Source organism: Vibrio sp. 03_296 (assembly GCF_002265885.1).
This window is the reverse complement of record NZ_NPKW01000070.1, coordinates 28,498-51,153: the sequence shown is the minus strand read 5'-3', so window position 1 is coordinate 51,153 and position 22,656 is coordinate 28,498. Positions and strand designations below refer to the sequence as shown.

Genomic DNA, 22,656 nt, shown 5'->3' with positions numbered 1-22,656 from the left:
AAAGCCCGCATTAATGAAGCCAATTATGAATACAATCAAATACCTAGACGATAGCATTGATTGGAATTTATAATGCGGCCTCGCACTTATCGTTTCGCTAGTTACTGTCATGATTGCAATAAAGCCTACTAAGCTACGAGATTTCGCCAGCTTGATGCAATTGGATGTGCATGAAGAACAAAAAGGATTTTTTAAGCCTTTTGAGCAGGCTTATCAAAAACGCCATAAGTCCGAAGCGTTTTTTACGATTTATTCGGACAGTTCGACGGTTGGTTATTTGGTCATTGATAAAGGGTTTTCTCAGCACGCGCCATTTGCCAAACGCCATGAGCTGGGGCTGAACTACCTGATGATTGATCGTCAATACCAACGTCAAGGTATAGGAACTGAGGCACTGAAGAAGCTGTTTGTGTACGCGTACACCATTGATCCAGAGAGTAATTCTCTCTGTCTGACTGTGCCAAATAGCCACAAAACGGCCAATGAGTTTTTCCTCTCCGCTGGCTTTACCAATACCGATAAAGTCATCTATGGCGAAGTAGAAAAAGAGTGGATTTTACGCCACCCATTGGGATAGGCGTTTTAACACAGCTCAGAAACAACAAAGGCAAGCTTCATGCTTGCCTTTGTTTCAATTTTCTAAGGGCGATTACTCACCTTTGTAGATACAGCCTGCGGTGCAAGTTTCCTTGATTTCCACTTTGCTCAGTAGTGGTAAATTTGGCTTAAGTTGTTGCCAAATCCATTTTGCCAATACTTCGCTGGTTGGGTTTTCTAGGCCTTCAATATCATTTAAGTAATAGTGATCTAAGCGGTTATAAATCGGTTTAAACGCCGCTTTGATTTCAGCAAAGTCCACTACCCAGCCAGTATGCGGATCCACTTCACCTTCAACATATAAACGAACTAAGAATGAATGGCCATGTAGGCGACCACATTTATGACCTTCAGGAACATGTGGAAGATGATGGGCAGCTTCAAACATGAACTCTTTATACAATTCGGTTCTCATCACGATACTCAGGCTTTTTCAAAGAGTGGCAATACTAAGGATTAATTATAGGGGTGACAAGCGTTGGCTGTGAATATCGAACAATAATCTCCTGCCAAACGTTTAGCTATATGGACTAGACCTAAGTCGCATGTCGGAATAATGACCATTACGTCAATAATACGTTCACAACGTACTCACATCACATTTACAAAAACCTTATTTTGTCTATGGTCACACTGCAGAAATCTCATGATCGCGACACTTTAAACGTCAGCTTAAAATATTGAGGTCTATTCCAAAACTCAATTATAAAAATTATGCGCTCAACCATAACCTTCAAATTACTTGTCGCCCTTATCACCGTCTTTACCTTTGTCCTAGCGGTATCGACAGCCTATCAATATTATCAACAAAAACAGCTTATTAACTCTGTTTTAAGTGAACAACTGCACGACAAAGCCAGTAACTATTTCGACAGCCTAAATATGATGATGATCACGGGGACTATGGCCCAGAAGGAGACATTGCGACAAAAAGCCCTCGCCCAAGAGGGTATTGAGCAAGTCCGTGTATTACGCAGTGAGTTGGTGAGTAAGTTGTATGGCCCAGGCCAAGCGAATCAAGCCCCACAAGATGACATCGATCAGAGAGCGTTAAATGGTGAGTTGGTGATCGAACCTGTGGAAGCCGATTGGGGCAAAGGTTTGGTCGTCGCTCTGCCAATGAAATCCAGCGAGAATTACCGAGGCACCAACTGTGTGGCCTGTCATATGGCTGCCGAAGGCGAAATCTTGGGTGCAATTCGTTTGGAATACAACTTAAGCCATGTCAATTCGATGATTAATAAGCAAGCGATGTTTGCCATTGCGATTATGTCTTCGATTGCTTTTGTGGGCTTTTTGATCACCATGACTCTGATCCGCAAGATCATTGTCCGCCCTATTCAAGCCACATCGCACTTTATGACTAAAGTGAGTAAAAGCAAGGATCTCGCCCAACGCGTTACTATCACTCAAAAGGACGAGGTTGGCATGCTTGCCACATCAATTAACTCCTTTATGGACACGGTCACAGAGAGCCTTAATCAAGTACAATCGACCTCTCACTCGCTCGCTAACTCAGCGACCCGCCTAACGCATGTAGCCCAACGCACCGATTCTGCGGCAAACAACCAACAACAAGAAACCAGCGATGTGCAACACGCCATCGAAGCAATGCAACATCAGCAAATCGAAGTCGAACAAGCCACCGTCAATGCAACCGAATTGGTGAATCACACTGTGGAAGTGGCAACCACCAGCTCCAACCAAGCGCACAATGCCAGTGAAGAGATCAAAAATCTGGTCGGCGATATTGATAAAGTGCGAGACCGGATTTCAGAGCTCAATGCGCAAACCGATGAGGTTTCGTCAATTTTAAGTGTGATTCACGCCATTGCCGATCAAACGAACCTGCTGGCATTGAATGCTGCCATTGAAGCCGCTCGTGCCGGAGATCAAGGCAGAGGCTTTGCCGTGGTTGCCGATGAAGTACGCAGCCTAGCGTCACGCACTGCCGTCGCCACAGGCGATATCGGCTCCATCATCGCTCAGTTCCAGCAAGGCAGTTCCGACTCTCTGCGCGCGGCAGCGCAAGTCTCCAAGCATGCCCACCAGCGCTCTCTTGAAGTGGAAGCCTTGTCTGACACCATGCGCAAAGTGGTTGAGGAGATGCATCAAGTCCTCTCGCACACCAAGCACATTCAATCGCAAACGCAAGCAACGAGCCAATCCAGCCTTGCGATTCAAGCCAAAATTGGCACCATCACCCAACACGCCGATGACACCTCGCATTCCGCGAGCCATACGCGTGATATCTCCGTCGAGTTAGAACAGCTTTCAGAGCATCTAGAGCAATTAATCAACCAATTCACCCTCAGCAACCGCTCGTTTCAGTCGAAATGAAAGAATTTCTTGGCTGGAATGAACATTAAAGGTTGAAGCTAGCGAATTGACAGGTAATATGTTCCGATGAATCTGTAAAATTCTATCCAACCCAATGTTTCGCTTAATTTTTGAACGCTTACGTTTTTGGCAAACATTGGGTTGTATGTTTACCTCAATGGAGATTATTTAAAACATGACTTACGCGCCTGTAAAAGACGTATTAAGCGGTAAGCTGGCAGTGGACAGTGAAGTCACTGTACGCGGCTGGATCCGTACACGTCGTGATTCCAAAGCTGGAATCTCTTTCCTCGCCATCTACGACGGCTCTTGTTTCGACCCGATTCAGGCCGTGGTCCCAAATAATCTTAATAATTATAACGACGAAGTACTCAAGCTAACGACTGGCTGCTCTGTTGAAGTAACCGGTAAGATTGTGGCTTCGCCTGCCGCTGGCCAAGCGTTTGAGCTTGCAGCGACTGACGTAAAAGTGGTTGGTTGGGTTGAAGATGCAGATACCTACCCAATGGCGAAAACACGCCATTCTATCGAGTACCTACGCGAAGTGGCTCACCTACGTCCACGTACTAACGTGATTGGTGCAGTTGCACGTGTTCGTCACTCGTTGTCTCAAGCAATCCACAGTTTCTACCACGAGCAAGGCTACTACTGGCTATCGGCTCCGCTTATCACCGCTTCTGACTGTGAAGGCGCTGGTGAGATGTTCCGTGTGTCAACACTGGATCTTGCGAACCTACCTCGTACTGAGAGCGGTGACGTTGATTTCAACGAAGATTTCTTCGGTAAAGAGACATTCCTAACCGTTTCTGGCCAGCTAAACGGCGAAGCGTACGCATGTGCATTAAGCAAAATCTACACATTCGGCCCGACTTTCCGTGCTGAAAACTCAAACACCAGCCGCCACCTAGCGGAATTCTGGATGGTTGAGCCAGAAGTCGCGTTTGCTGATCTGAACGACATCGCGAAACTGGCTGAAGACATGCTGAAATACGTTTTCGCTGCCGTACTTGAAGAGCGTCGTGATGATCTAGAGTTCTTTGCTAGCCGTATCGACAAAGATGTCATCAATCGCTTAGAGCAGTTCGTGACTTCTGATTTCGCACAAGTGGATTACACAGACGCGATTCAAATCCTATTGGATTCTGGCCGTGAGTTCGAGTTCCCAGTTGAATGGGGTATCGACATGTCTTCTGAGCATGAGCGTTTCTTAGCAGAAGAGCACTTTAAAGCTCCGGTTATCGTGAAAAACTACCCGAAAGACATCAAAGCATTCTACATGCGCATGAATGAAGATGGCAAAACGGTTGCCGCGATGGACGTACTTGCACCAGGCATCGGCGAAATCATCGGTGGTTCACAGCGTGAAGAGCGTTTAGACGTACTGGATGCTCGTATGGTTGAAATGGGTATCGATCCAGAACACATGAACTGGTATCGCGACCTGCGCCGTTACGGCACTGTACCGCACGCTGGTTTCGGTTTAGGCTTCGAGCGTCTTGTTTCTTACGTAACAGGCATGGGCAACGTACGTGACGTGATCCCATTCCCACGTACACCACGTAACGCAAACTTCTAATTTTTTAGAATTGTCGTTGAAATGAAAAAGCCTCCCAAGTCGGAGGCTTTTGTTTTTTAAGGCAATATTACTCTTGCGCATCATTTTCGATATCCGCATTCAAGGCATACCTCACGCCTAGTAAGCACAAGCCAAGCATGAAAAAGGGAATGATTGCCGCAGTGTACTCAGTCCAAAATAGCTGTGAAAAAGATTTCGCTAGTATCAAGTGTGCAAACACCAAAAGAAAGGCGCTAAAAATCGCGACAATCATCAGTTTAATTTCTTGTTTTGCCGGTTGTTTACTCCGCTCGGTTGCCATCCATCATCACTCCTTTTGTCAGGGAGCTTTATTGAATCACACCGTCGCTTCTCTCTACAGGCACAGTTGTCTGGAAAAATCCCTAATCAGTTGCGAGACGGTTAATCGTCACCGCCAAACATCGGATTGCTTGCACAAGGTCATCACTTTCTGGCAATGAGCAATTGATACGTAAATAGTGGTCAAACCGCTTTGTTTGGCTAAATAAACCGCCATAAGCCAATAGCACACCCTGCTGCTTCAGTTGCGCATACACCAGACGCGCTTGAATGGGTTCAGGCAACTTAAGCCATAAAAAATAGCCGCCCGTCGGCGATGAAAATTGCACCGTATCAGGCAATTGTCGCCTGAGTTCGCTCATCATCCATTGCTGTCGTTGTTTTAGCGTGCTACGCAACTTGCGCAGATGTTTATCATAGCCATCGTTTTGCAAGTAATACGCAACGCCTTGTTGTATCGGTGCACTGCCCGATAACGTAGAAGTCAGCTGCAACTTTTGGATTGCATGGTTAAAACGCCTTGTCACGACCCAACCAAGCCGATAACCGGGGCACAAGCTTTTCGACAGTGAACCACAATGCAATACACGATCTTCCCGATCATAGGTTTTAAATGAGCTCGGCTTATCTTGTGAATAGTAGAGCTCGGAGTAAACATCATCCTCAATTAGATAAAGCTGATAACGATGGACTAGCTCAACCACCGCTTGCTTCTTTTGCTCGCTCAATGTCACGCCTGTTGGATTTTGGAAGTTACTCATCAACCAACACGCTTTGACTTCATTGTTAGCAAGCACGTGCTCGAACTGCTCAAGATTCAGGCCCTCACACACATCGACATCAACTTCAATGACGTTGAGCCCAAGCCGCTGAGCCGCTTGCAGTGCGCCATAAAAACATGGAGATTCGACTACGATGGTATCTCCTGGCCTTGTGACCACTTGCAAACTCAGATTTAGCGCTTCCATTGCACCCGAGGTCATAACGATGTCGTGATGGGTCAAATCCATCCCTTGCTGGATATATCGCTGTGCAATCAAGCGTCTCAACGCTTCATTACCTGGCGGTAAGTTGTTAAGCAGATCATTCGCAGACATCTTACGCCCCGCACTGGCTAAATTGCGATTGAGGGCTTCTAAGGGGAAAAGATGAACATCGGGGAAAGCCGAACCCAGTTTCACCGCCTGACTCTCACTTTGATCTTTCAGAAAGTCATACAACTCGTCACTAAATGATGGTAGCGCACTCACGAACGGTTCTCGTGGTGCCGTGAGTCGTTGCAAATCAGAGGTGACAAAATAGCCCGATTGCGGCTTTGCAATAACCCACCCTTGCGCTTCAAGCAATTGATACGCCTGTAACACGGTACCCGCACTAACACCATGATGCTTGCAAGCCATTCGCACCGAAGGCAGTTTTTCTCCCGCTCTCCAAGTTTTACTTTCGATCTGCTGTCTAAACGACTGTGCCAGTTGGCGATAACGATTCATATATCCCTCATAAAACGAAGCCGAGCAACCATATCACAGTTTGTTGAGCTGAATTTGCGCAATGAGCAATTGTTCAAAGTTAGTTGTCACATTTCTTGCTACAAATTAGCCATTTTTGTCCCATACTGTCAGTGAAATCATGCATCTCTTAGGAGGAACAATGAAAGTTTTTACATTAGACGATCTTTCATATAACGGCGTGCATCAAGGTGTTCATAGCTGGAATCACCCTCAAGGCGACAACCCCTACTACTGGCATCCGGACTGGATCCATATCGCAGAAGACGCGACTGGAATGTATCCCAAACGCGAATTAGACGTGCCAACCGGTGAAACCGCCACAGAGCGACACGCCGCTGAAGCGATTGTCAAACATCTCAACGGTGAATAGCTTACTTACTGTCTCAATGAGCTTGCCAATCGTTCCAAATGAGAACTAGAACAGATTGTCACAAAGACACACGATAGCAACGAGATTCACTTCACGTTATTTTTGCGCGCATCTGTTACATTTACGCAGCTTATAGTGATTATGCGCACAGCTGTCGCAAAACAAGAGATGATAAAAATGAAAAAATACAACTCAGATGACATTCAATACAAAGGCGAAACCAATGGCGTCCATAGCTGGACTGCCCCATCTGGCCAACCTTACTATTGGCATCCAGATTGGTTGCACATTGCGGAAGACGCGACTGGCTCACACCCAAAACAAGAGCTAGACGTAGAAGAGGGTTCTCAGCCAACTGAGAAACACGCGATGAAAGCGATTCTTAAACATATGAATGATTGGGCAGCGAAAAAACTAGCAAACAATCCTGACATCGAAACCAACGCAATCGAATCAGAAATCAACCTGAAGAAATAAACGCTTTCGATACACCACCTAATGAAAAAAGCACCGAATGATCGTCGGTGCTTTTTTATTTTTCGTTGTAAAAATGTATCCTTTATTGCAATGAGAACATAGAATGCTCGGTCTTTTATTTGCAACAAGAATGCTTTTGCTTACTTGAATATTCCAAGCTGATGCGAGGCGCTCTTCTACACTAAAGTGAGAAGAAGGTTCTTTTCTTAGATCAATCAGCGTAATGCTGAAGGTAAAATTAAGCAGAGAATTGGCCAAGTCGCATTTGCTGCGAATGATAATTACAAGGGCTTACACAATGTCTCATTACAACGCGCCATTAACTTTCAAACTCTATGCGCTTGCTGCCATCGTTTTTGGTACTTATGGCGGTCGCGTTTGTCCTATGCTGGCAACGCTGTCACCTCTAGAAGTGCTGGCGCACGTTTCTATTACTTTTCTTGCTGTCTTTGCAGTACGACACTTTTTCTTTGCTCAACATCGATGGGTCCGCGAACAAAAACACGCGCAGCTCGATACCATATTGTTTTTTATCGGCAGCTTACCTCTTGCCTACTACTACAACAGCCAATATGACTTCACCATTGATAGCAATTTAAAAGTACTGTTTGGTATGACGTTGTTTGGCTTTTTTACTGGATTGATCCTGCAACTCAAAGCCAAATTACTTCGCTTTGAGCTTCTTGAGAACAATGCCACTCGCCAAGACACCCTGAGTGGCGAGCGGCAATCGATTATCAAACAGCTCATTTTGATGATGACGCTGCTTATCATCGCATTGACCACCATGCTGACCATGGTGGCAGTGAAAGACATTTTTTGGCTGGAGCACAACCCAGAGAGATTACTCGATGGCAGTGGCAAGATCAGCATCATTAAAGAGTTCATCTATTTAGGCGTAGTACTAGGTGGGTATGTCCTAGCCATTCTTCTCTTGTGGTCGAAACTCATGAAAAAGATTTTGTTGCGACAAGAGCATTCCCTACAAGAAGTGACCAATGGCGCAATAGGATGCCGCCTTGCCGTTTTCGAGCATGATGAATTGGGCTCAATGGCAGCGCTCACCAACAAAATGTTGGATAGCCTGCAAGCATCGCAAGATGAGGTAAAAACCACTCGAGATGTGGCCATCGTCAGTCTCGCAGCGCTCGCCGAATCACGCGACAACGAGACGGGTGCCCACATTATTCGCACGCAGGAATACGTTAAAGCATTGGCAGAGCATTTAGCCCACGATCCACAACACGCTTCTCTGCTGACGCCAACTTACATCGATTTACTCTATAAATCCGCCCCCCTTCACGATGTGGGAAAAGTCGGTATCCCTGATAGTGTGCTACTCAAGCCAGGTAAATTAACCGACGAAGAATTCGACATCATGAAAGGTCACCCACAAATTGGCGCTGATGCCCTCTCGATTGCTGAAAAACGCATGGGCTCCAGTTCTTTTTTACGAGTGGCCAAAGAGATCTCCCTCTCTCACCATGAAAAATGGGACGGTTCTGGTTATCCCAATCAACTGGCTGGCGAAGCGATCCCACTATCTGGTCGATTAATGGCGCTCGCCGACGTCTACGATGCACTGATTTCTAAGCGTGTATACAAACCGGCATTTAGTCATGATAAAGCCAAAGAGATCATTCTTGATGGTAAAGGCAAGCATTTTGACCCTCAAGTGGTTGATGCCTTTTTAGCGGTAGAAGCACAGTTTTGTCGTATTGCAGCACAATATCAAGACTCCACAACTCATTAGACCTCTAACATCATGTTAACACCCCAATTTCTCTCGCGGTTTTGGGGTGTTTTATTAGCAAAACTCGCAATTCATTAGCACTTCTGTTTCAAATCAAATTTTTTTTAACTTTTCTACTTACAAACTGTTGTGTCCGCTATGTCTCAAAGGTATAAATAGACGGTTGCGACTGGCTCACCCTTTCGCCTCAATGTTTATCGGTTAGGCTAATGCTGTTGTGTGAATGCCTGATTATGTTTCATGGTCTCGCTGGGCCCTGAAACATAAACAGACCTACCCCCTTCGATTTAACATGGATGAAGATTATGTTTGAAAAAGTAGTTGCCGCTCCCGCGGACCCGATTCTTGGCCTAACTGAAGAATTCAAAAAAGACCCTCGCGCAGAGAAAATTAACCTTGGCGTGGGTATCTACAAAACAGAACAAGGTGAAACACCTGTTCTTGCTACGGTAAAGAAAGCGGAAGCTGCGCTTGTTGAAACCGAGAAAACCAAATCTTACCTAACCATCGAAGGAACAGCAGAATACGCATTAGCGGTTCAAAAACTGCTGTTTGGTGCAGATGCTGAGCTAATCAATGCGCAACGTGCAAAAACAGCACAGGCACCTGGCGGTACTGGCGCACTGCGCGTTGCAGGCGAATTCATCAAACGCCAACTCGGCGATGTAAAAATCTGGATCAGCAACCCGACTTGGGCTAACCACCACGGTGTGTTCCGCGCAGCGGGCCTAGAAACAGTAGAATACGCTTACTACAACCCAGAAACCAAAGACAAAGACTTTGCAGCTATGCTGGCCGACCTTGAAAAAGCGTCCGCTGGTGATGTGGTACTGCTGCACGGATGTTGCCATAACCCAACAGGCATTGACCCAACGGCACAAGAGTGGGAAGCGCTTGCTAAACTGGTGGCAGACAAAGGCCTACTTCCACTGTTTGACTTTGCCTACCAAGGTTTCGCGAAAGGCGTTGAAGAAGATGCGCAAGGTCTACGTACCTTCGCGAAATTCAACAAAGAGATCCTCGTAGCAAGTTCATTCTCGAAAAACTTTGGTCTGTACAACGAACGTGTCGGCGCATTCACGTTAGTGGCTGAAAGCCAAGAGATCGCAGAAACGGCATTCTCTCAAGTGAAAGCGATCATTCGCTCTATCTACTCAAACCCACCAGCGCACGGCAGTGCGGTAGTGACTCACATCCTTAACGATGCTGCGCTTCGTGCAGAGTGGGAAGCAGAAGTGGCTGAGATGCGCGATCGCATCCAAGAGATGCGCGAACTTTTTGTTGCGACACTGAAAGAAGAAGGCGTTGCTGCTGACTTTAGCTTTATCGAACGTCAAAACGGCATGTTCTCTTTCTCTGGCTTGAACAAAGATCAAGTGGCTCGCCTAAAAGAAGAGTTTGCGATCTACATCGTCGGCTCTGGTCGCATCAGCGTTGCGGGCATGACCAAATCCAACATGGGTCCGCTTTGTAAAGCCATCGCTGCGGTACTGTAATTCGCATTTCAATAAAAAAGGCCGTTTAACGGCCTTTTTTGTTTCTTCTTGCTCGCGCTAATAGACCCACTTAAGGGATATGCCTGCTTCGTTAATGTAGTCTTTGCCCGCATCTCGGTATTTGTAAAAAGCGCTACTGCCGAATCGCTCGCCCCACTGATAAGCAACCGACAACTTAGCATTGTCTTCATCGACCCAATCGCTACGTGTGAACTCACCTTCAATTTGCACGCTCAGTTTGTCCGTCGCGAAATAGTGAAAGCCCACTTTGCCACCACGTAACAGACCTTTCTCTGAGTTTAGTTTGGTATCTGTGCTTTTTTGTCGTTCTTCTTCTCGAAATCCTCCCAAGCCATAAAAAGCATAAACATCGAGTTTTTCGTGAAGCGCATAGCGATACCCAGCGGAAAGCAGTGCTCTATCCACTCTGACGGTATAAGAGTCTGGGTGAAAAAATTGTGCGGAATAGTTGATATTTACCAGCACATTCGAGGAATAGAGATATCCGCCTTCTACTTCAAAAAATGATGCGTTCGACCCTTCTAACCAATCCTGATTGGTCGTACCAGAGCCGACCCATAATGCGATGCTGTTGTATGCCGCTTGCGTAGAAGCTGGCACATTGGCTTCCTCTGCGACACTGCTCATCGAACATAATATGGGGATGACAAACCAACCGCGTTTTATCATATTCAACCTCTTTCCTTGGCGTTTACCTAAACTAAGGGTAGACGATATCGACAACGAAATACGCGAAGTGGCTCATTTTCCGAGAAATTTGGCTTATTGCATTTAGCTCAAAGCACAATTGCGCTACCATGGAGTGCTTATGCGTACAACGGGTCACCATAGGCTCAAAACCCAAAAGGTTTGATTATGGAAGCAGAATTAAGCGACATTCTTCACTTTCTTTCCCTTCACTCGCCCTTCAGCGAGCTGCCCCATGAAACTTTGGAGCACGTCGCCCATCACATCGAGATTGGCTACTACCGCAGCCAAACCCCCATCATTAACGCCGGCGACGAGATCCACGAGCTGTTTCTGGTCAGAAGTGGCGTGGTGGAAGTGTACCGCCGAAATGGCGAACTCTATAATCGTCTCGATGAGGGGGCGCTGTTTGGACAGATGGGCCTGTTGACCAATAACCGCGTGCGCTTCCCCGTAACGGCAATCAAAGATTGCTTGGTGTACACCATTCCTGAAGCGATATTTCAGCAGTTGTATGAACAGCACGATTGCTTCGCTGACTTTGTGGAAGTGGAACAAACCACACGGCTTCGCCAAGCGGTGAAAGGGGTAAATGAGGCGAATGATCTCACCACCTCCAAAGTGCGCACCCTACTCACTCGAACCGCCCCCACCATTGATGCCAGCGCGACCATTCAAACCGCTGCGCAAAGAATGGCCGATGAACAAGTCTCTTCGCTTTTAGTGTTACAAACAGCCGATGAAGAAAACCACGATCCTATCGCAGGAATCGTTACCGACCGAGATTTGTGCACTCGTGTGGTGGCTCAAGGAAAATCCCCCAATGAACCCGTGGCATCGGTTATGACGCCACAGGTGATTCGATTGGATCACAATGCCTACGTCTATGAAGCAATGCTCACGATGTTACGCCATAACGTTCATCACTTGCCCATTTTGCAAGGCAACCGACTGCTGGGCATTATTGAAGCGACAGACATTGTCCGTTATGAATCGCAAAACTCTCTGCTGCTCGTTAGCCGGATATTCCAGCAACAAAGCTTTGAAGGGTTAGCGCAAATCGCTCAAGAAGTGAAAGCCAGTTTCGTGCGTTTGGTCAACGAGGATGCCAACTCACATATGGTCGGCAGTGCGATGTCGGTGATTGGGCGAAGCTTTAAGCAGCGTATTATCGAATTGGCTGAGGAAGAGTTGGGGCCTCCCCCCATCCGATACTGTTTTTTGGCGCTGGGGTCGATGGGACGGGACGAGCAACTGCTGGTGACCGATCAAGATAACGCGATTATTTTGGATGACAGCTATCAAGAAAGCGTGCACGGCCAATACTTTGAGCAGCTTGCTCATATTGTGTGTGATGCGCTCAATGAGTGCGGCTATCAGTATTGCACTGGTGATATTATGGCCACTAACCCGATCTGGCGTATGACTAAGGCCCAATGGCGAGATTGCTTTGCCGATTGGATTGACAATCCTAATCCCAAAGCGCTGCTCAACGCATCGATTTTCTTTGACCTTGACGGAGTGTCCGGCCAAGTCGCATGGGCGGACCAACTGACCGAGTTTGTCGTCAAACGTGCCAAAGGCAATCCACGTTTTCTGGCCTGTTTAGCAAGAAACGCCTTGAATCGAACCCCACCGTTGGGATTTTTCAAAGATTTTGTGATGGAAAAAGACGGTCGACATAACAACTCGATCAACTTAAAACGTCGAGGCACCGCACCTTTGGCCGATTTGATTCGTGTCCACGCGCTTGCCGTCGGTTCAACGGCGAAAAACTCCTTTGAACGTCTTGATGACATTATCGATGCGGGCATATTGCCTAAAGGTCGTGCGCAAAATCTTAAAGATGCCTTGGAGTTCATCTCCATGGTACGGATCCGCCATCAAGCGATTGATGTGGCAAATGACAATGAACCCGACAACAACATTGAGCCGGAAAATCTGTCCGACTTTGAGCGCCGAACGTTAAAAGATGCGTTTCAGATTCTAAGTAACGCGCAGAACTTCTTGAAGTTTCGTTACCAAGCCTCTAGCCATTTTAAGTAGCTTATGATCTCTTTACTCAAACCCACCAAGCTTGAATGGCAGCACAAATTCCTGCAAAAGCAGCAGCGAGTTGCCGATGCGCGCTTGCGCCGATTTTATCAATCACCCCCCGTCTCGGGCGAGACAGTGATAGGCTCAACACCACTGGTGGCCTTAGACTTTGAAACCACTGGCTTAAATCCCAATCAACACGATATTCTTTCTATTGGGCTGGTACCCTTTGATTTACACCGAATACGGCTGCAACAAGCACGCTATTGGACAGTCAAACCGGAAGCCCAGTTGCATGAAGAGTCCGTGGTCATTCATGGTATTACGCACAGCAAAGTTCAGCGCGCGCCCGACTTAATCGACGTACTGGATGAAGTGCTTGATTGCCTCGCGGGAAAAGTGGTAGTGGTTCACTACCAACATATTGAGCGACCATTTTTTGATAGCGCGTTACGTAAGCGAATCAATGAAGGCATTGAGTTTCCCCTGATCGACACCATGGAAATTGAAAGTCAGTGGGCAAAACAGCAATTTGGCGGCTGGTTGAATCGACTCAAAGGGAAATCGCTGCCTTCAGTCCGCTTAGCCCAAAGTCGTCGTCGCTATGGTCTACCCGATTACTCCGCGCACCACGCTCTTACCGATGCCATTGCCACCGCCGAGCTGTTCCAAGCGCAGATCGCCCATCATTTTTCCTCGCAAACGCCTGTTTCGGCGCTGTGGCGATAGTCAAGGCAAAAACCAAGAACAGCGATATCCAAGAACGCAGAACAATCCTCAAGTTTCGAGCATAAAAAAGGAGCTGAATGACCAGCTCCTTTTTGGTGTGTAGCAACAGCGCTTACAGTTTGAAGCGTCGGATTTCCTGTTCCAGCTCGTGTGAGAGCTCAGAAAGCATCGCAGCTTGAGAAGCCGCTTGCTGCGCTTCGTACGCGAGCTCGTTAGAGACGTCGCGGATCCCTTCGGTATTACGTGTGATCTCGGTGGTAACAGAGGCCTGCTCTTCTGCCGCCGACGCGATTTGCGTGGCCATATCACTGATACGCTCAACAGCGGTATGGATTTGCGTCAAGCTCACCGCCGCCGAGTTCGCATCATCAACGCTGGTGCCCGCTAGCTGGCGACTGTCGTCCATAATGCCCACCGCTTGAACGGTTGTGCCTTGCAGCATTTCAATCGTGTGTTGGATTTCTTTGGTCGAAGCATGGGTACGTTGACTTAGCACGCGAACTTCATCAGCCACCACGGCAAAACCACGACCTTGCTCACCCGCACGCGCCGCTTCAATCGCTGCGTTCAGTGCCAGTAAGTTGGTCTGCTCAGCAATCCCTTGAATGGTAGAAAGAATGGTGTTGATGGCATTGCCGTGTGCTTCCAACTCTTGGATAACACTGGTTGCCACTTGCACTTCTTTCGCCAAGTTTTGGATCGAACCTTGAGTTTGTGTCACTTGCTCAGAGCCATGCACACAGGCAGAAACCGCTTCTTCCGCATTTTGCGCCGTGTGGTCGGCATTGCCCGCGATCTCTTGCGTTGCAGCTGCCATTTCATTCACTGCCGTTGCCACCATGTTGATCTCATCTTGCTGATGAGAGATGCGCTGGCTACGCTCTTCCGCTCGCATTGCTGTGGTTTTTGCCTGCTCAGACAACGAAGCTGAAACGGCGCTCAACTTGCTCACCATGGTGTGCATGTTGCCGACAAAACGGTTGAAGTTTTCCGCCAGCTTGCCCACTTCATCATCACTGCGAGGCTCAAGACGTTGCGTTAGGTCACCTTCACCTGAAGCGATCTCTTCCAGTGCTTTAGATACACGACCTAGGTCACGGAACAAGAAGCCCACCAACCAAGAAACCGCAACAATCACCACGATGGTGATCAACACTGCTGTGATCACCATTTCACGCAATAATCGGCTATGGCTTGCTTCCTCGGTCACTTTGTCCATTTCAATCGCGAACATCCAAGGTGTCTCAGGCACCTTCGTGAAGTAGAAAAGCTTAGGTTTGCCGTTGATGGTCGCTTCTTCGATATTGCGTTGAGACGCAGAGCGCTCGATATCTTGCAAAGTAAATTGTTTCAATAAAGTGTTAACGGGCTTTAGCGCAAGATTTTTGTCTGGGTGTGCGAGGAAAGTGCCATCTTGTGTATCGATAAGCATCGCATGAGCATTTTCACCTGCATCGAGGTTGATAACGTCATTGATCAGTTGGTCGATAAGAACGTCAGCACCAACAACGCCCACCATTTTGCCACCACGGTTGACGGGTTCTGCAATGGTCACCAGTAGCGCATTGGTGATGGCATCTTGATAAGCAGTGGTAATGATTTGTTTGCCTGCAGCTGTGGCATCCTTGTACCAAGGACGAACACGAGGATCATAATCAGGGCGATTACGCTCTGGATGAGAGCGGTACATATCACCAGCTGGCGTACCTAAGAAGATATCGTCAAATCCGCCTGCTTTGCGCGCTTGCTGCAAGAACGGCACCACATCGCTTTCTTCACTGTAATCGTTAAACGCGCGAGCAATGTCTTTACGAATCGCAATCCAGTCAGAAATGCCTTGTGAGGCTGCCACACCCAAGCTTTCTGCTCGAGCATAAACGCCATTACGGGTTTGATCAAACAGCTGTCCAGCAGACAGCCAAGTCAAAACGGTAGCCATGATCACTACCGCCGATAGGCTTGCGCCTATGAGCTTTTGTTTCAGGGTTAATTTCATGTCGTAAGGTCTTGTTGGGGGAACAAATTTTCGCCTGCGATATTACACAGAATCCCTTATTGATGCACTAATTATTACAGCAAACAGAGTACGTTAAGTCTTTGTTATCCATGCAATTATCAGTGTCATTTTTATACCGTACGACAAATAAAAAGCCGACCAGAGAGGTCGGCTAGAGATTAATGAATGCTTATTGCTTCTCGGTGCGCATACCCATAAGCAAGCTGACACACATCGCAAGCAAAATAAAGGTAAATGGCAATGCGGTAGAAATCGCCCCCGCTTGCAGTGCTTGTATCGCTTCGGTGCCACCGACCCAGAGCAAAGCAACGGCAATCGCGCCTTCCATAAAGGCCCAGAATACACGCTGCAGCACAGGTGCATCCACTTTACCGCCTGCGGTAATGGAATCGATCACCAACGAACCTGAGTCCGACGAAGTAATAAAGAACACCAACACCAACACCACTGCAATAACCGACAGTAAAGTGCCATATGGAAGCTGATCAAACATCTGGAACATCGCCAGCGGAACATCGGTTAGCCCTTTGGCACCCAGCTCGCCGATGCCATTAATCACTTGGTCAATCGCCATACCACCAAACACTGACATCCAAAGCAGCGTTACCGCCGTGGGTACAATCAGTACCGCCGTCATAAACTCACGCACAGTGCGACCTTTTGATACACGCGCGATGAACATGCCTACAAACGGTGACCATGAAATCCACCAGGCCCAGTAGAAGACAGTCCAACCTTGGAACCAAGCTTCGTCTTCTCGACCAATTGGATTACTCAAAGGAATAATATTTTCAATATAGGCACTTAAGGTGGTAGAAACGGAGCCAACACTGACCGCCCAACCAATCAGGCCAACTAACGCTAATAGAGCAAAAGCAACCAGCATATTGATGTTACTAATGACTTTTACACCGCCATCAATACCACGAACAACCGAAACCACAGCCAGTAAAGTCACCACGGTGATCACCGCGATTTGTAGGCCAAGACCCGCTTCCACACCAAACACATGGTGAATACCGCTGGCGGCTTGTTGAGCACCCAGTCCCAACGAGGTTGCCAAACCAAACAAGGTGGCGACAACCGCCAAAATATCAACTAAATGCCCTGCCCAACCCCATGCACGATCGCCCAGCAAAGGGTAAAAAATAGAGCGCATCGACAAAGGCAAACCTTTGTTATAGGCAAAGAAAGCTAACGACAACGCAACGACACCATAAATCGCCCATGGGTGTAATCCCCAGTGGAACATGGTCGCGCCTAACGCTAATTTGGCCGCTTCTGGTGTATTCGGTGCCACATTGAGTGGTGTTTCATACCAACCCGTAAAGTAAGCCACTGGTTCAGCGACACTCCAAAACATGAGACCAATTCCCATGCCTGCGGCAAACAACATAGCGATCCAAGATAGGAAGGAATAATCCGCTACCGCATCTCGACCACCTAAACGAATCTTGCCTAACGGAGAAACGATCAAAGCCAAACAGAAGATGACGAAAATATTGCCCGACCAAATAAACAACCAGTCAAACGCGCCGATGATTTGCCATTTAATACCGTCTAAAGCGGTTTTCATCGTGTGCGCATCCAACACTAATGCAGCAACTAAAAATAGACCCACTAATCCAGCACTGATGCCGAAAACTGGGTTGTGAACATCGAACCCCCAACGCTGAACATTATCTTGTCCAACGGTGTAGTCCGTACTGTCAATACTGTACTTATCTATACCTTTTGTCATTCTCACTCACTTAACGATAACTTTTCAAAAGACACTAACTAATTTTGAAAATACAGCCCAATATTAGTTAGAGAACAACACATTTATCATTTCAAATCGGCTAATACCCTAACAGAAATCACACACCAAATGCAAATTACCACCGAATATCCGGTCTAAAACTCAATTAACGGAACAATATGACAAGTAAAACGGCACAACAAATAATTCGACATCTAAACATTACACAACGAAGTGAAATTTACCAAAAGATGCGCTAAAATGGGCTTCTTATTGCCTCGTCCATTTCAAATGCCTCCCCTTGATGTATACAGGGATTCAACGACTTAGGATCGAGTCAATCGCGATATGTACAAATCCCCCCCCCCAACAGTAAAAATCGGATAGGCTGGCCATAGTGGAAAAACATGAAGAAGTCCTGATCGCAATTCGTCAAATCATTCGCGCGATCGATCTCCATTCAAAGAAACTGAACAAGGTGTCTGGGCTGACCGCGCCACAGCTTATCTTGATGCGGGCCATAAAAGATCTGGGTGAGGTGACCATCCGTCAGTTGTCTAATCACACCAACATGAGCCAAGCCACGGCGACAACTATTCTTGATCGCCTAGAAAGGAATGGTCATGTGCAGCGTGTACGTAGCCAAGAGGACAAGCGAAAGGTCCACGCGATATTGACAGAATCAGGATCAGCGCTGCTTGCGCAAGCACCCATGCCATTGCAAGAAAACTTTGTGACTGAATTTCAAAAACTGCAGGAATGGGAGCAGTCGTTGCTACTCTCTTCAGTGCAACGCATCTCTAGTATGATGAGTGCGGAGCAAATAGACGTTGCTCCTATTCTTGAAATTGGCAACATCGCCAAAACTGAGCAAGAGTCTTAATACAACTAACCCATTGCAGGCATGTTTTCAAAGAAGACGCGATATTTGCAACATTGAATAGGGGCACTCCCCCTATTCAATCAACCCTTGCTCTAGCGCATACTTCGCCAGTTCTGCTGTCGAATTCAAATCTAATTTATGTTTGATGTTATGACGATGCGTTTCAACCGTCCGATAGCTGATCTCCAGTAACGTCGCAATTTTCTTGCTGCTGTGTCCTTGTGCAACCAGTCTTAACACCGCTTCTTCACGACGGCTGAGTGGATTTGGCCTTTGGGCCGCGGGGACAATTTCTTGCGTGAACAAGGTTTGCGTGACCGATTCGCAGAAATAGGTAGAGCCTTGGTTGACGGTCTTGATTGCTTGCACCATTTTCTCCGCTGATATTTCTTTGAGCATGTAACCGACTGCGCCCTCTTGCATCACCTTCATGATGTATTCGCGATTATCATGCATAGTCAGCATTAAAATTTTGGCCTCAGGCCACTCCGCTTTGATCATTCGGGTGGCTTCAATGCCATTTAAAATGGGCATACTAATGTCCATCAAAACCACATCGGGTTTATGCTGTTTCACCACGTCCAAGGCTTCCAAACCATTACTTGCGGTACCAACCACTTCGATTTCCGGCTCCATTTCCAATCGAGCCATAAACCCATCCAACACCACTTGATGATCATCGACTATTACAACTCGAATTGGCTTATCCATAGGTCAATCCATCTAAATTCAATAACACCGTTATTTCAGTCCCAAAGCCAGGTTCACTCATTAGTTCAAAATCACCACCAATGAATTCCACTCGCTCTCTCATATTTCTTAACCCAATGCCTCGTTTACGTAAAGCATCACTGACGTTAAATCCATAGCCATCATCGCGAATCAGTAACTGAAGAATATTGCCCATCTGCTGCAAAATCACCGTCACTTTTTTCGCGCCTGCGTGTTTTTCAATGTTGTTGAGCGACTCTTGTACCACCCGATAGAGTGTCGTGGCCACCTCGGATTTTAAACGGCCATCTTGCGTATCGAACAAAATGTCGATTTCTATGCCCGAATGGGAACGAAAATCCTGCATCAAGCTCGATAACGCCGCTTCAAGGCCAATGTCATCCAGCGCGCTGGGGCGAAGCTGATGTGAGATATGACGAACTTCGTTAATGGCCGTGGTGAGCGATTGTTGAGATTTATCGAGATGCACTTTTAGCGACGGGTCTTGCACCTTGTGCGCCAGCAACTCCAAATGACATTTGCTTGAAACCAACAGTTGGTTAATCCCGTCATGGAGCTCTCGAGCGAGGTGTTTTTTCTCATCTTCTTGAAACATCACCGTCTTGTGGGCCAACTCTTTGAGGTTTTTATCGGCCAAGCGGTGTTCGTGCAGGTTAATGGCTAACGTCAGCACCACGATGACCGACACCGTGACCAACAAAATCACCACCACCGAGAAGAATGTCGTTTCAATGTTTTTATTGATTGCGGCCTGCATGTTCGCCACTTCTTCACTGATGTCTTCAATGTACAGACCCGTCCCTATCATCCAATCCCATTTATCCAGCCAAGCCGCATAACTGAGTTTCGGGACCGTCTCCCCCGTTGACGGTTTCTGCCATAAATACTGGTGAAAACCACCACCCGTTTGCGCTTGATACAACAGCGCTTCAATCAAGTGGTCACCATTTTGATCTTGGATATGCAGTAAGTTTTGTCCGACAAGTTCGGGCAGTATGGGATGAACCAAGTTTGTGCCCCGCTTGTCGTACGCAAAAAAATAGCCATCCGCACCATAGCGAATTTGCGTCAACAGCGCTTTGACTCGGCGCTGCGCTTCCTCTTGAGACAAATCAGGGTTGTTGTAGATGTAAGAGATGGCATCGAATGCTTGATCGACACTGTCTTTCAGTGCGCTTTCACGCGACTTTATCAAGCTCTGTTTGAAAATCGCCACTTCCTTATGCCCTAAGGTTTTCGCTTGATAAATAGAGATCCAACTGATGCTGGCAGAAACCAACAACAGTGGCAGTAATGTTAGCAGAATTAACTTAACTTTCAGTGGCATACTTCAGTCCCTAATAAAGAAACTGCTTCCACTCCTTGGAAGCAGTTTTACTCTATCAACTACGGAACCAATATTGAAACTTTTGGCTCACAAATCCAACAAATTAGCGATCTAACCCATGCCATAAAAAGATGGGAACACCAGCAGTGAGGCCAGCACCAGTATTTGTAAGCCGATAAATGGCATCACACCGCGATAAATATCTCGGGTGGTCACACCCGCAGGAGCGACCCCTTTGAGGTAGAAAAGGCTAAAGCCAAAAGGCGGCGTCAAGAATGATGTCTGCAAGTTCATCGCAATTAGAATGGCAAACCAAGTCATATTGATGCCCAAAATTTCCGCCACAGGCGCTAGAATCGGCACAATAATGAAACAAATTTCAACGAAATCGATGAAGAAACCGAGGATCAAAATCACCAACATCGTGATAACGAGGAAGCCCCACTTATCACCCGGGATAGCCAGCATCCACTCTTCCACCAGCTCGTCGCCACCGGTGTAGGTAAAGGCCATGGAGAATGCCGTCGCCCCTAGCAAGATGGCAAACACCATCGCGGTGACTTTGACGGTTTCTTTGGCTGAATCGTAAACCATCCCCCAGCTAAATTGCTTGTACAGAATGGCCAGCACAATCGCACCCGCGCCACCTAACGCAGCAGACTCGGTGGGTGTTGCTACACCGGCAAAGATGGAACCAAGCACCACCACAATCAAAGCCAAAGGTGGGATCACCGCTTTCAACGCTTTGACAACTTCTTGCTTGCGGCTGATGGTATCATCGCGCTCCATCGGTTGAGCCGCTTCTGGATTTAATTTTGCATAAATCAAAATATAGATAACATACACGCCCACCAGCACAATTCCCGGCCACACTGCCGCTTGGAACAGATCGCCCACTGGCACGCCGAGCACATCACCCAATAGGATCAAGACAATCGAAGGCGGAATAATTTGCCCTAAGGTACCGGACGCACAAATGGTGCCGCACGCTAGCCCTTTGTCGTAGTTGTACTTCAGCATAACCGGAAGCGAAATGAGCCCCATCGCTACCACAGAAGCGCCCACAACGCCTGTTGAGGCAGCCAGAAGTGCGCCTACTAACACGGTTGAAATCGCCAAACCACCACGCACACTGCCAAACAGCTTGCCCATAGATTCAAGCAGTTGTTCTGCCAGACGAGTTTTCTGCAGCACCAATCCCATAAAGACAAACAGCGGCACCGCCATCAACACCGTATTTTCCATGATGGATTGAATGCGATACGGCATGAAGGCAAACATTTCAACCCCTTCAGCCCAAACACCAAACAACAGCGCAATACCACCAAAGGTAAATGCCACAGGGAAACCAAGCAGTAGCGCAAACAAGGCTACAAAAAACATTACTATACCGATCATCCTGATTTCCTTACGACTTATCTGATGGAGATGGATGCATAAGATGCGGGTTAACGATTTTATTGAGTGAATGAAGAAGCAGACCAACACCACTTATTGCCATGAAAAGGAAAGAAAGTGGAATGATCGCCTTAATCACCCAACGATAAGGCAAACCACCGGGATCACCCGATGTTTCTCCTAAGGCGTAGCTTTCTTTGGCAAAATCGATACCGAACCAAGCCACCAGCAAACAGAATGGAAATAGAAAAAAGATCGTGCCGAGCAAGTCGATAATAGCCTGCGCGCGATGCGATAAGCGCTCATAAAAAAGGTCAACGCGAACATGACCACCCGACTTCAGCGCAAAAGGAATACCGAGCAAAAAGACCGCTGAGAATAGATGCCACTCCATTTCTTGGAAAGCGATGGATACGTCATTGAACACATAGCGCATGACAACATCGTAGACAACGTTAGCCAGCAGCAAGATAAACAGCACGCTGGAAAGCCATCCTAGAAGATCGCCAAAGCGGTTAAAGAGACGCTCAATGTAAATTAAATTTCTCATTCCCTACTCCATGGAACTTTGAAAGATGCTCCGCTTAGCAGTACCAGCGGAGCTTTTTGGTGTGCTCTCACCTTACGGTTCGAGCTTTTCTTGGGCTTCTCGTCAGGGGGAACT

General features: G+C 47.2%; 20 protein-coding genes. 10 read left to right on the top strand and 10 right to left on the bottom strand.

The window, feature by feature from the left end; all coding sequences use genetic code 11:
• The first annotated feature begins 109 nt into the window (after positions 1-109).
• Positions 110-577 (top strand): GNAT family N-acetyltransferase, encoded by a 468-nt coding sequence (locus CIK04_RS08840; protein ID WP_038964189.1) that lies wholly within the window; start codon positions 110-112, stop codon positions 575-577.
• Positions 578-649: 72 nt separating this feature from the next.
• On the opposite strand, the gene queD is transcribed toward CIK04_RS08840, so the two are convergent.
• Complete coding sequence (queD, locus tag CIK04_RS08835) at positions 650-1,012, bottom strand: 6-carboxytetrahydropterin synthase QueD (protein WP_026050647.1); 363 nt, start codon at positions 1,010-1,012, stop codon at positions 650-652.
• A gap of 299 nt (positions 1,013-1,311) precedes the next feature.
• Here queD and CIK04_RS08830 point away from each other — a divergent pair, with 299 nt between their 5' ends.
• Positions 1,312-2,937, top strand: coding sequence for a methyl-accepting chemotaxis protein (locus CIK04_RS08830; protein WP_039548542.1), 1,626 nt, complete (start codon positions 1,312-1,314; stop codon positions 2,935-2,937).
• Between the two features lie 175 nt (positions 2,938-3,112).
• Positions 3,113-4,513 carry an asparagine--tRNA ligase gene (gene asnS, locus CIK04_RS08825; protein ID WP_097352775.1) on the top strand — a complete coding sequence of 467 codons (1,401 nt, stop codon included), beginning with the start codon at positions 3,113-3,115 and terminating at the stop codon, positions 4,511-4,513.
• Between the two features lie 67 nt (positions 4,514-4,580).
• Here the strand turns inward: asnS and CIK04_RS08820 are convergent, their stop codons facing one another.
• Both CIK04_RS08820 and CIK04_RS08815 read right to left on the bottom strand, forming a co-directional pair.
• Entirely contained in the window at positions 4,581-4,814 is a 234-nt protein-coding gene (locus tag CIK04_RS08820) for a hypothetical protein (RefSeq protein WP_011080124.1), read from the bottom strand.
• An 82-nt stretch (positions 4,815-4,896) separates the two neighbouring features.
• Positions 4,897-6,303 carry a PLP-dependent aminotransferase family protein gene (locus CIK04_RS08815; RefSeq protein WP_039539784.1) on the bottom strand — a complete coding sequence of 469 codons (1,407 nt, stop codon included), beginning with the start codon at positions 6,301-6,303 and terminating at the stop codon, positions 4,897-4,899.
• Between the two features lie 160 nt (positions 6,304-6,463).
• Between CIK04_RS08815 and CIK04_RS08810 the strand changes: the two genes are divergently transcribed.
• From CIK04_RS08810 to CIK04_RS08795, 4 genes are all read left to right on the top strand, one after another.
• Positions 6,464-6,694, top strand: coding sequence for a hypothetical protein (locus CIK04_RS08810; RefSeq protein WP_017421892.1), 231 nt, complete (start codon positions 6,464-6,466; stop codon positions 6,692-6,694).
• 177 nt (positions 6,695-6,871) lie between these two features.
• Entirely contained in the window at positions 6,872-7,171 is a 300-nt protein-coding gene (locus CIK04_RS08805; protein WP_026050646.1) for a hypothetical protein, read from the top strand.
• A gap of 298 nt (positions 7,172-7,469) precedes the next feature.
• Positions 7,470-8,924 carry an HD-GYP domain-containing protein gene (locus tag CIK04_RS08800; RefSeq protein WP_225482632.1) on the top strand — a complete coding sequence of 485 codons (1,455 nt, stop codon included), beginning with the start codon at positions 7,470-7,472 and terminating at the stop codon, positions 8,922-8,924.
• Between the two features lie 305 nt (positions 8,925-9,229).
• Positions 9,230-10,420, top strand: coding sequence for an amino acid aminotransferase (locus CIK04_RS08795; RefSeq protein WP_026130723.1), 1,191 nt, complete (start codon positions 9,230-9,232; stop codon positions 10,418-10,420).
• Between the two features lie 57 nt (positions 10,421-10,477).
• On the opposite strand, the gene CIK04_RS08790 is transcribed toward CIK04_RS08795, so the two are convergent.
• Positions 10,478-11,110: an outer membrane beta-barrel protein gene (locus CIK04_RS08790; protein WP_017790265.1), complete on the bottom strand. Its 633-nt coding sequence runs from the start codon at positions 11,108-11,110 to the stop codon at positions 10,478-10,480.
• Positions 11,111-11,296: 186 nt separating this feature from the next.
• On the opposite strand from CIK04_RS08790, the gene CIK04_RS08785 reads away from it, so the two are divergent.
• Entirely contained in the window at positions 11,297-13,174 is a 1,878-nt protein-coding gene (locus CIK04_RS08785; RefSeq protein WP_053543101.1) for a DUF294 nucleotidyltransferase-like domain-containing protein, read from the top strand.
• Between the two features lie 3 nt (positions 13,175-13,177).
• A complete protein-coding gene (locus CIK04_RS08780) occupies positions 13,178-13,894 on the top strand; it encodes a 3'-5' exonuclease (protein WP_045595249.1) in 717 nt (238 codons plus the stop codon).
• Positions 13,895-14,006: 112 nt separating this feature from the next.
• Here the strand turns inward: CIK04_RS08780 and CIK04_RS08775 are convergent, their stop codons facing one another.
• Both CIK04_RS08775 and CIK04_RS08770 read right to left on the bottom strand, forming a co-directional pair.
• Complete coding sequence (locus CIK04_RS08775) at positions 14,007-15,890, bottom strand: methyl-accepting chemotaxis protein (RefSeq protein WP_097352776.1); 1,884 nt, start codon at positions 15,888-15,890, stop codon at positions 14,007-14,009.
• Positions 15,891-16,080: 190 nt separating this feature from the next.
• On the bottom strand, positions 16,081-17,652 hold the full coding sequence (locus CIK04_RS08770; protein ID WP_026050643.1) for a BCCT family transporter: 1,572 nt from the start codon (positions 17,650-17,652) through the stop codon (positions 16,081-16,083).
• A 397-nt stretch (positions 17,653-18,049) separates the two neighbouring features.
• Here CIK04_RS08770 and CIK04_RS08765 point away from each other — a divergent pair, with 397 nt between their 5' ends.
• Complete coding sequence (locus CIK04_RS08765; protein ID WP_017421900.1) at positions 18,050-18,535, top strand: MarR family winged helix-turn-helix transcriptional regulator; 486 nt, start codon at positions 18,050-18,052, stop codon at positions 18,533-18,535.
• Between the two features lie 72 nt (positions 18,536-18,607).
• Here CIK04_RS08765 and CIK04_RS08760 read toward each other — a convergent pair whose 3' ends face one another.
• The 4 genes from CIK04_RS08760 to CIK04_RS08745 form a co-directional block, all read right to left on the bottom strand.
• Positions 18,608-19,246 carry a response regulator transcription factor gene (locus CIK04_RS08760; protein WP_039468368.1) on the bottom strand — a complete coding sequence of 213 codons (639 nt, stop codon included), beginning with the start codon at positions 19,244-19,246 and terminating at the stop codon, positions 18,608-18,610.
• On the bottom strand, positions 19,239-20,594 hold the full coding sequence (locus CIK04_RS08755) for a cache domain-containing protein (protein WP_011080111.1): 1,356 nt from the start codon (positions 20,592-20,594) through the stop codon (positions 19,239-19,241). Before CIK04_RS08755 ends, CIK04_RS08760 begins: the two co-directional genes overlap by 8 nt.
• Before the next feature lie 111 nt (positions 20,595-20,705).
• Entirely contained in the window at positions 20,706-21,992 is a 1,287-nt protein-coding gene (locus CIK04_RS08750) for a TRAP transporter large permease subunit (protein WP_097352777.1), read from the bottom strand.
• A 10-nt stretch (positions 21,993-22,002) separates the two neighbouring features.
• Positions 22,003-22,542, bottom strand: a complete 540-nt coding sequence (locus CIK04_RS08745; protein ID WP_017421903.1) for a TRAP transporter small permease subunit — start codon at positions 22,540-22,542, stop codon at positions 22,003-22,005.
• Positions 22,543-22,656 lie beyond the last annotated feature (114 nt).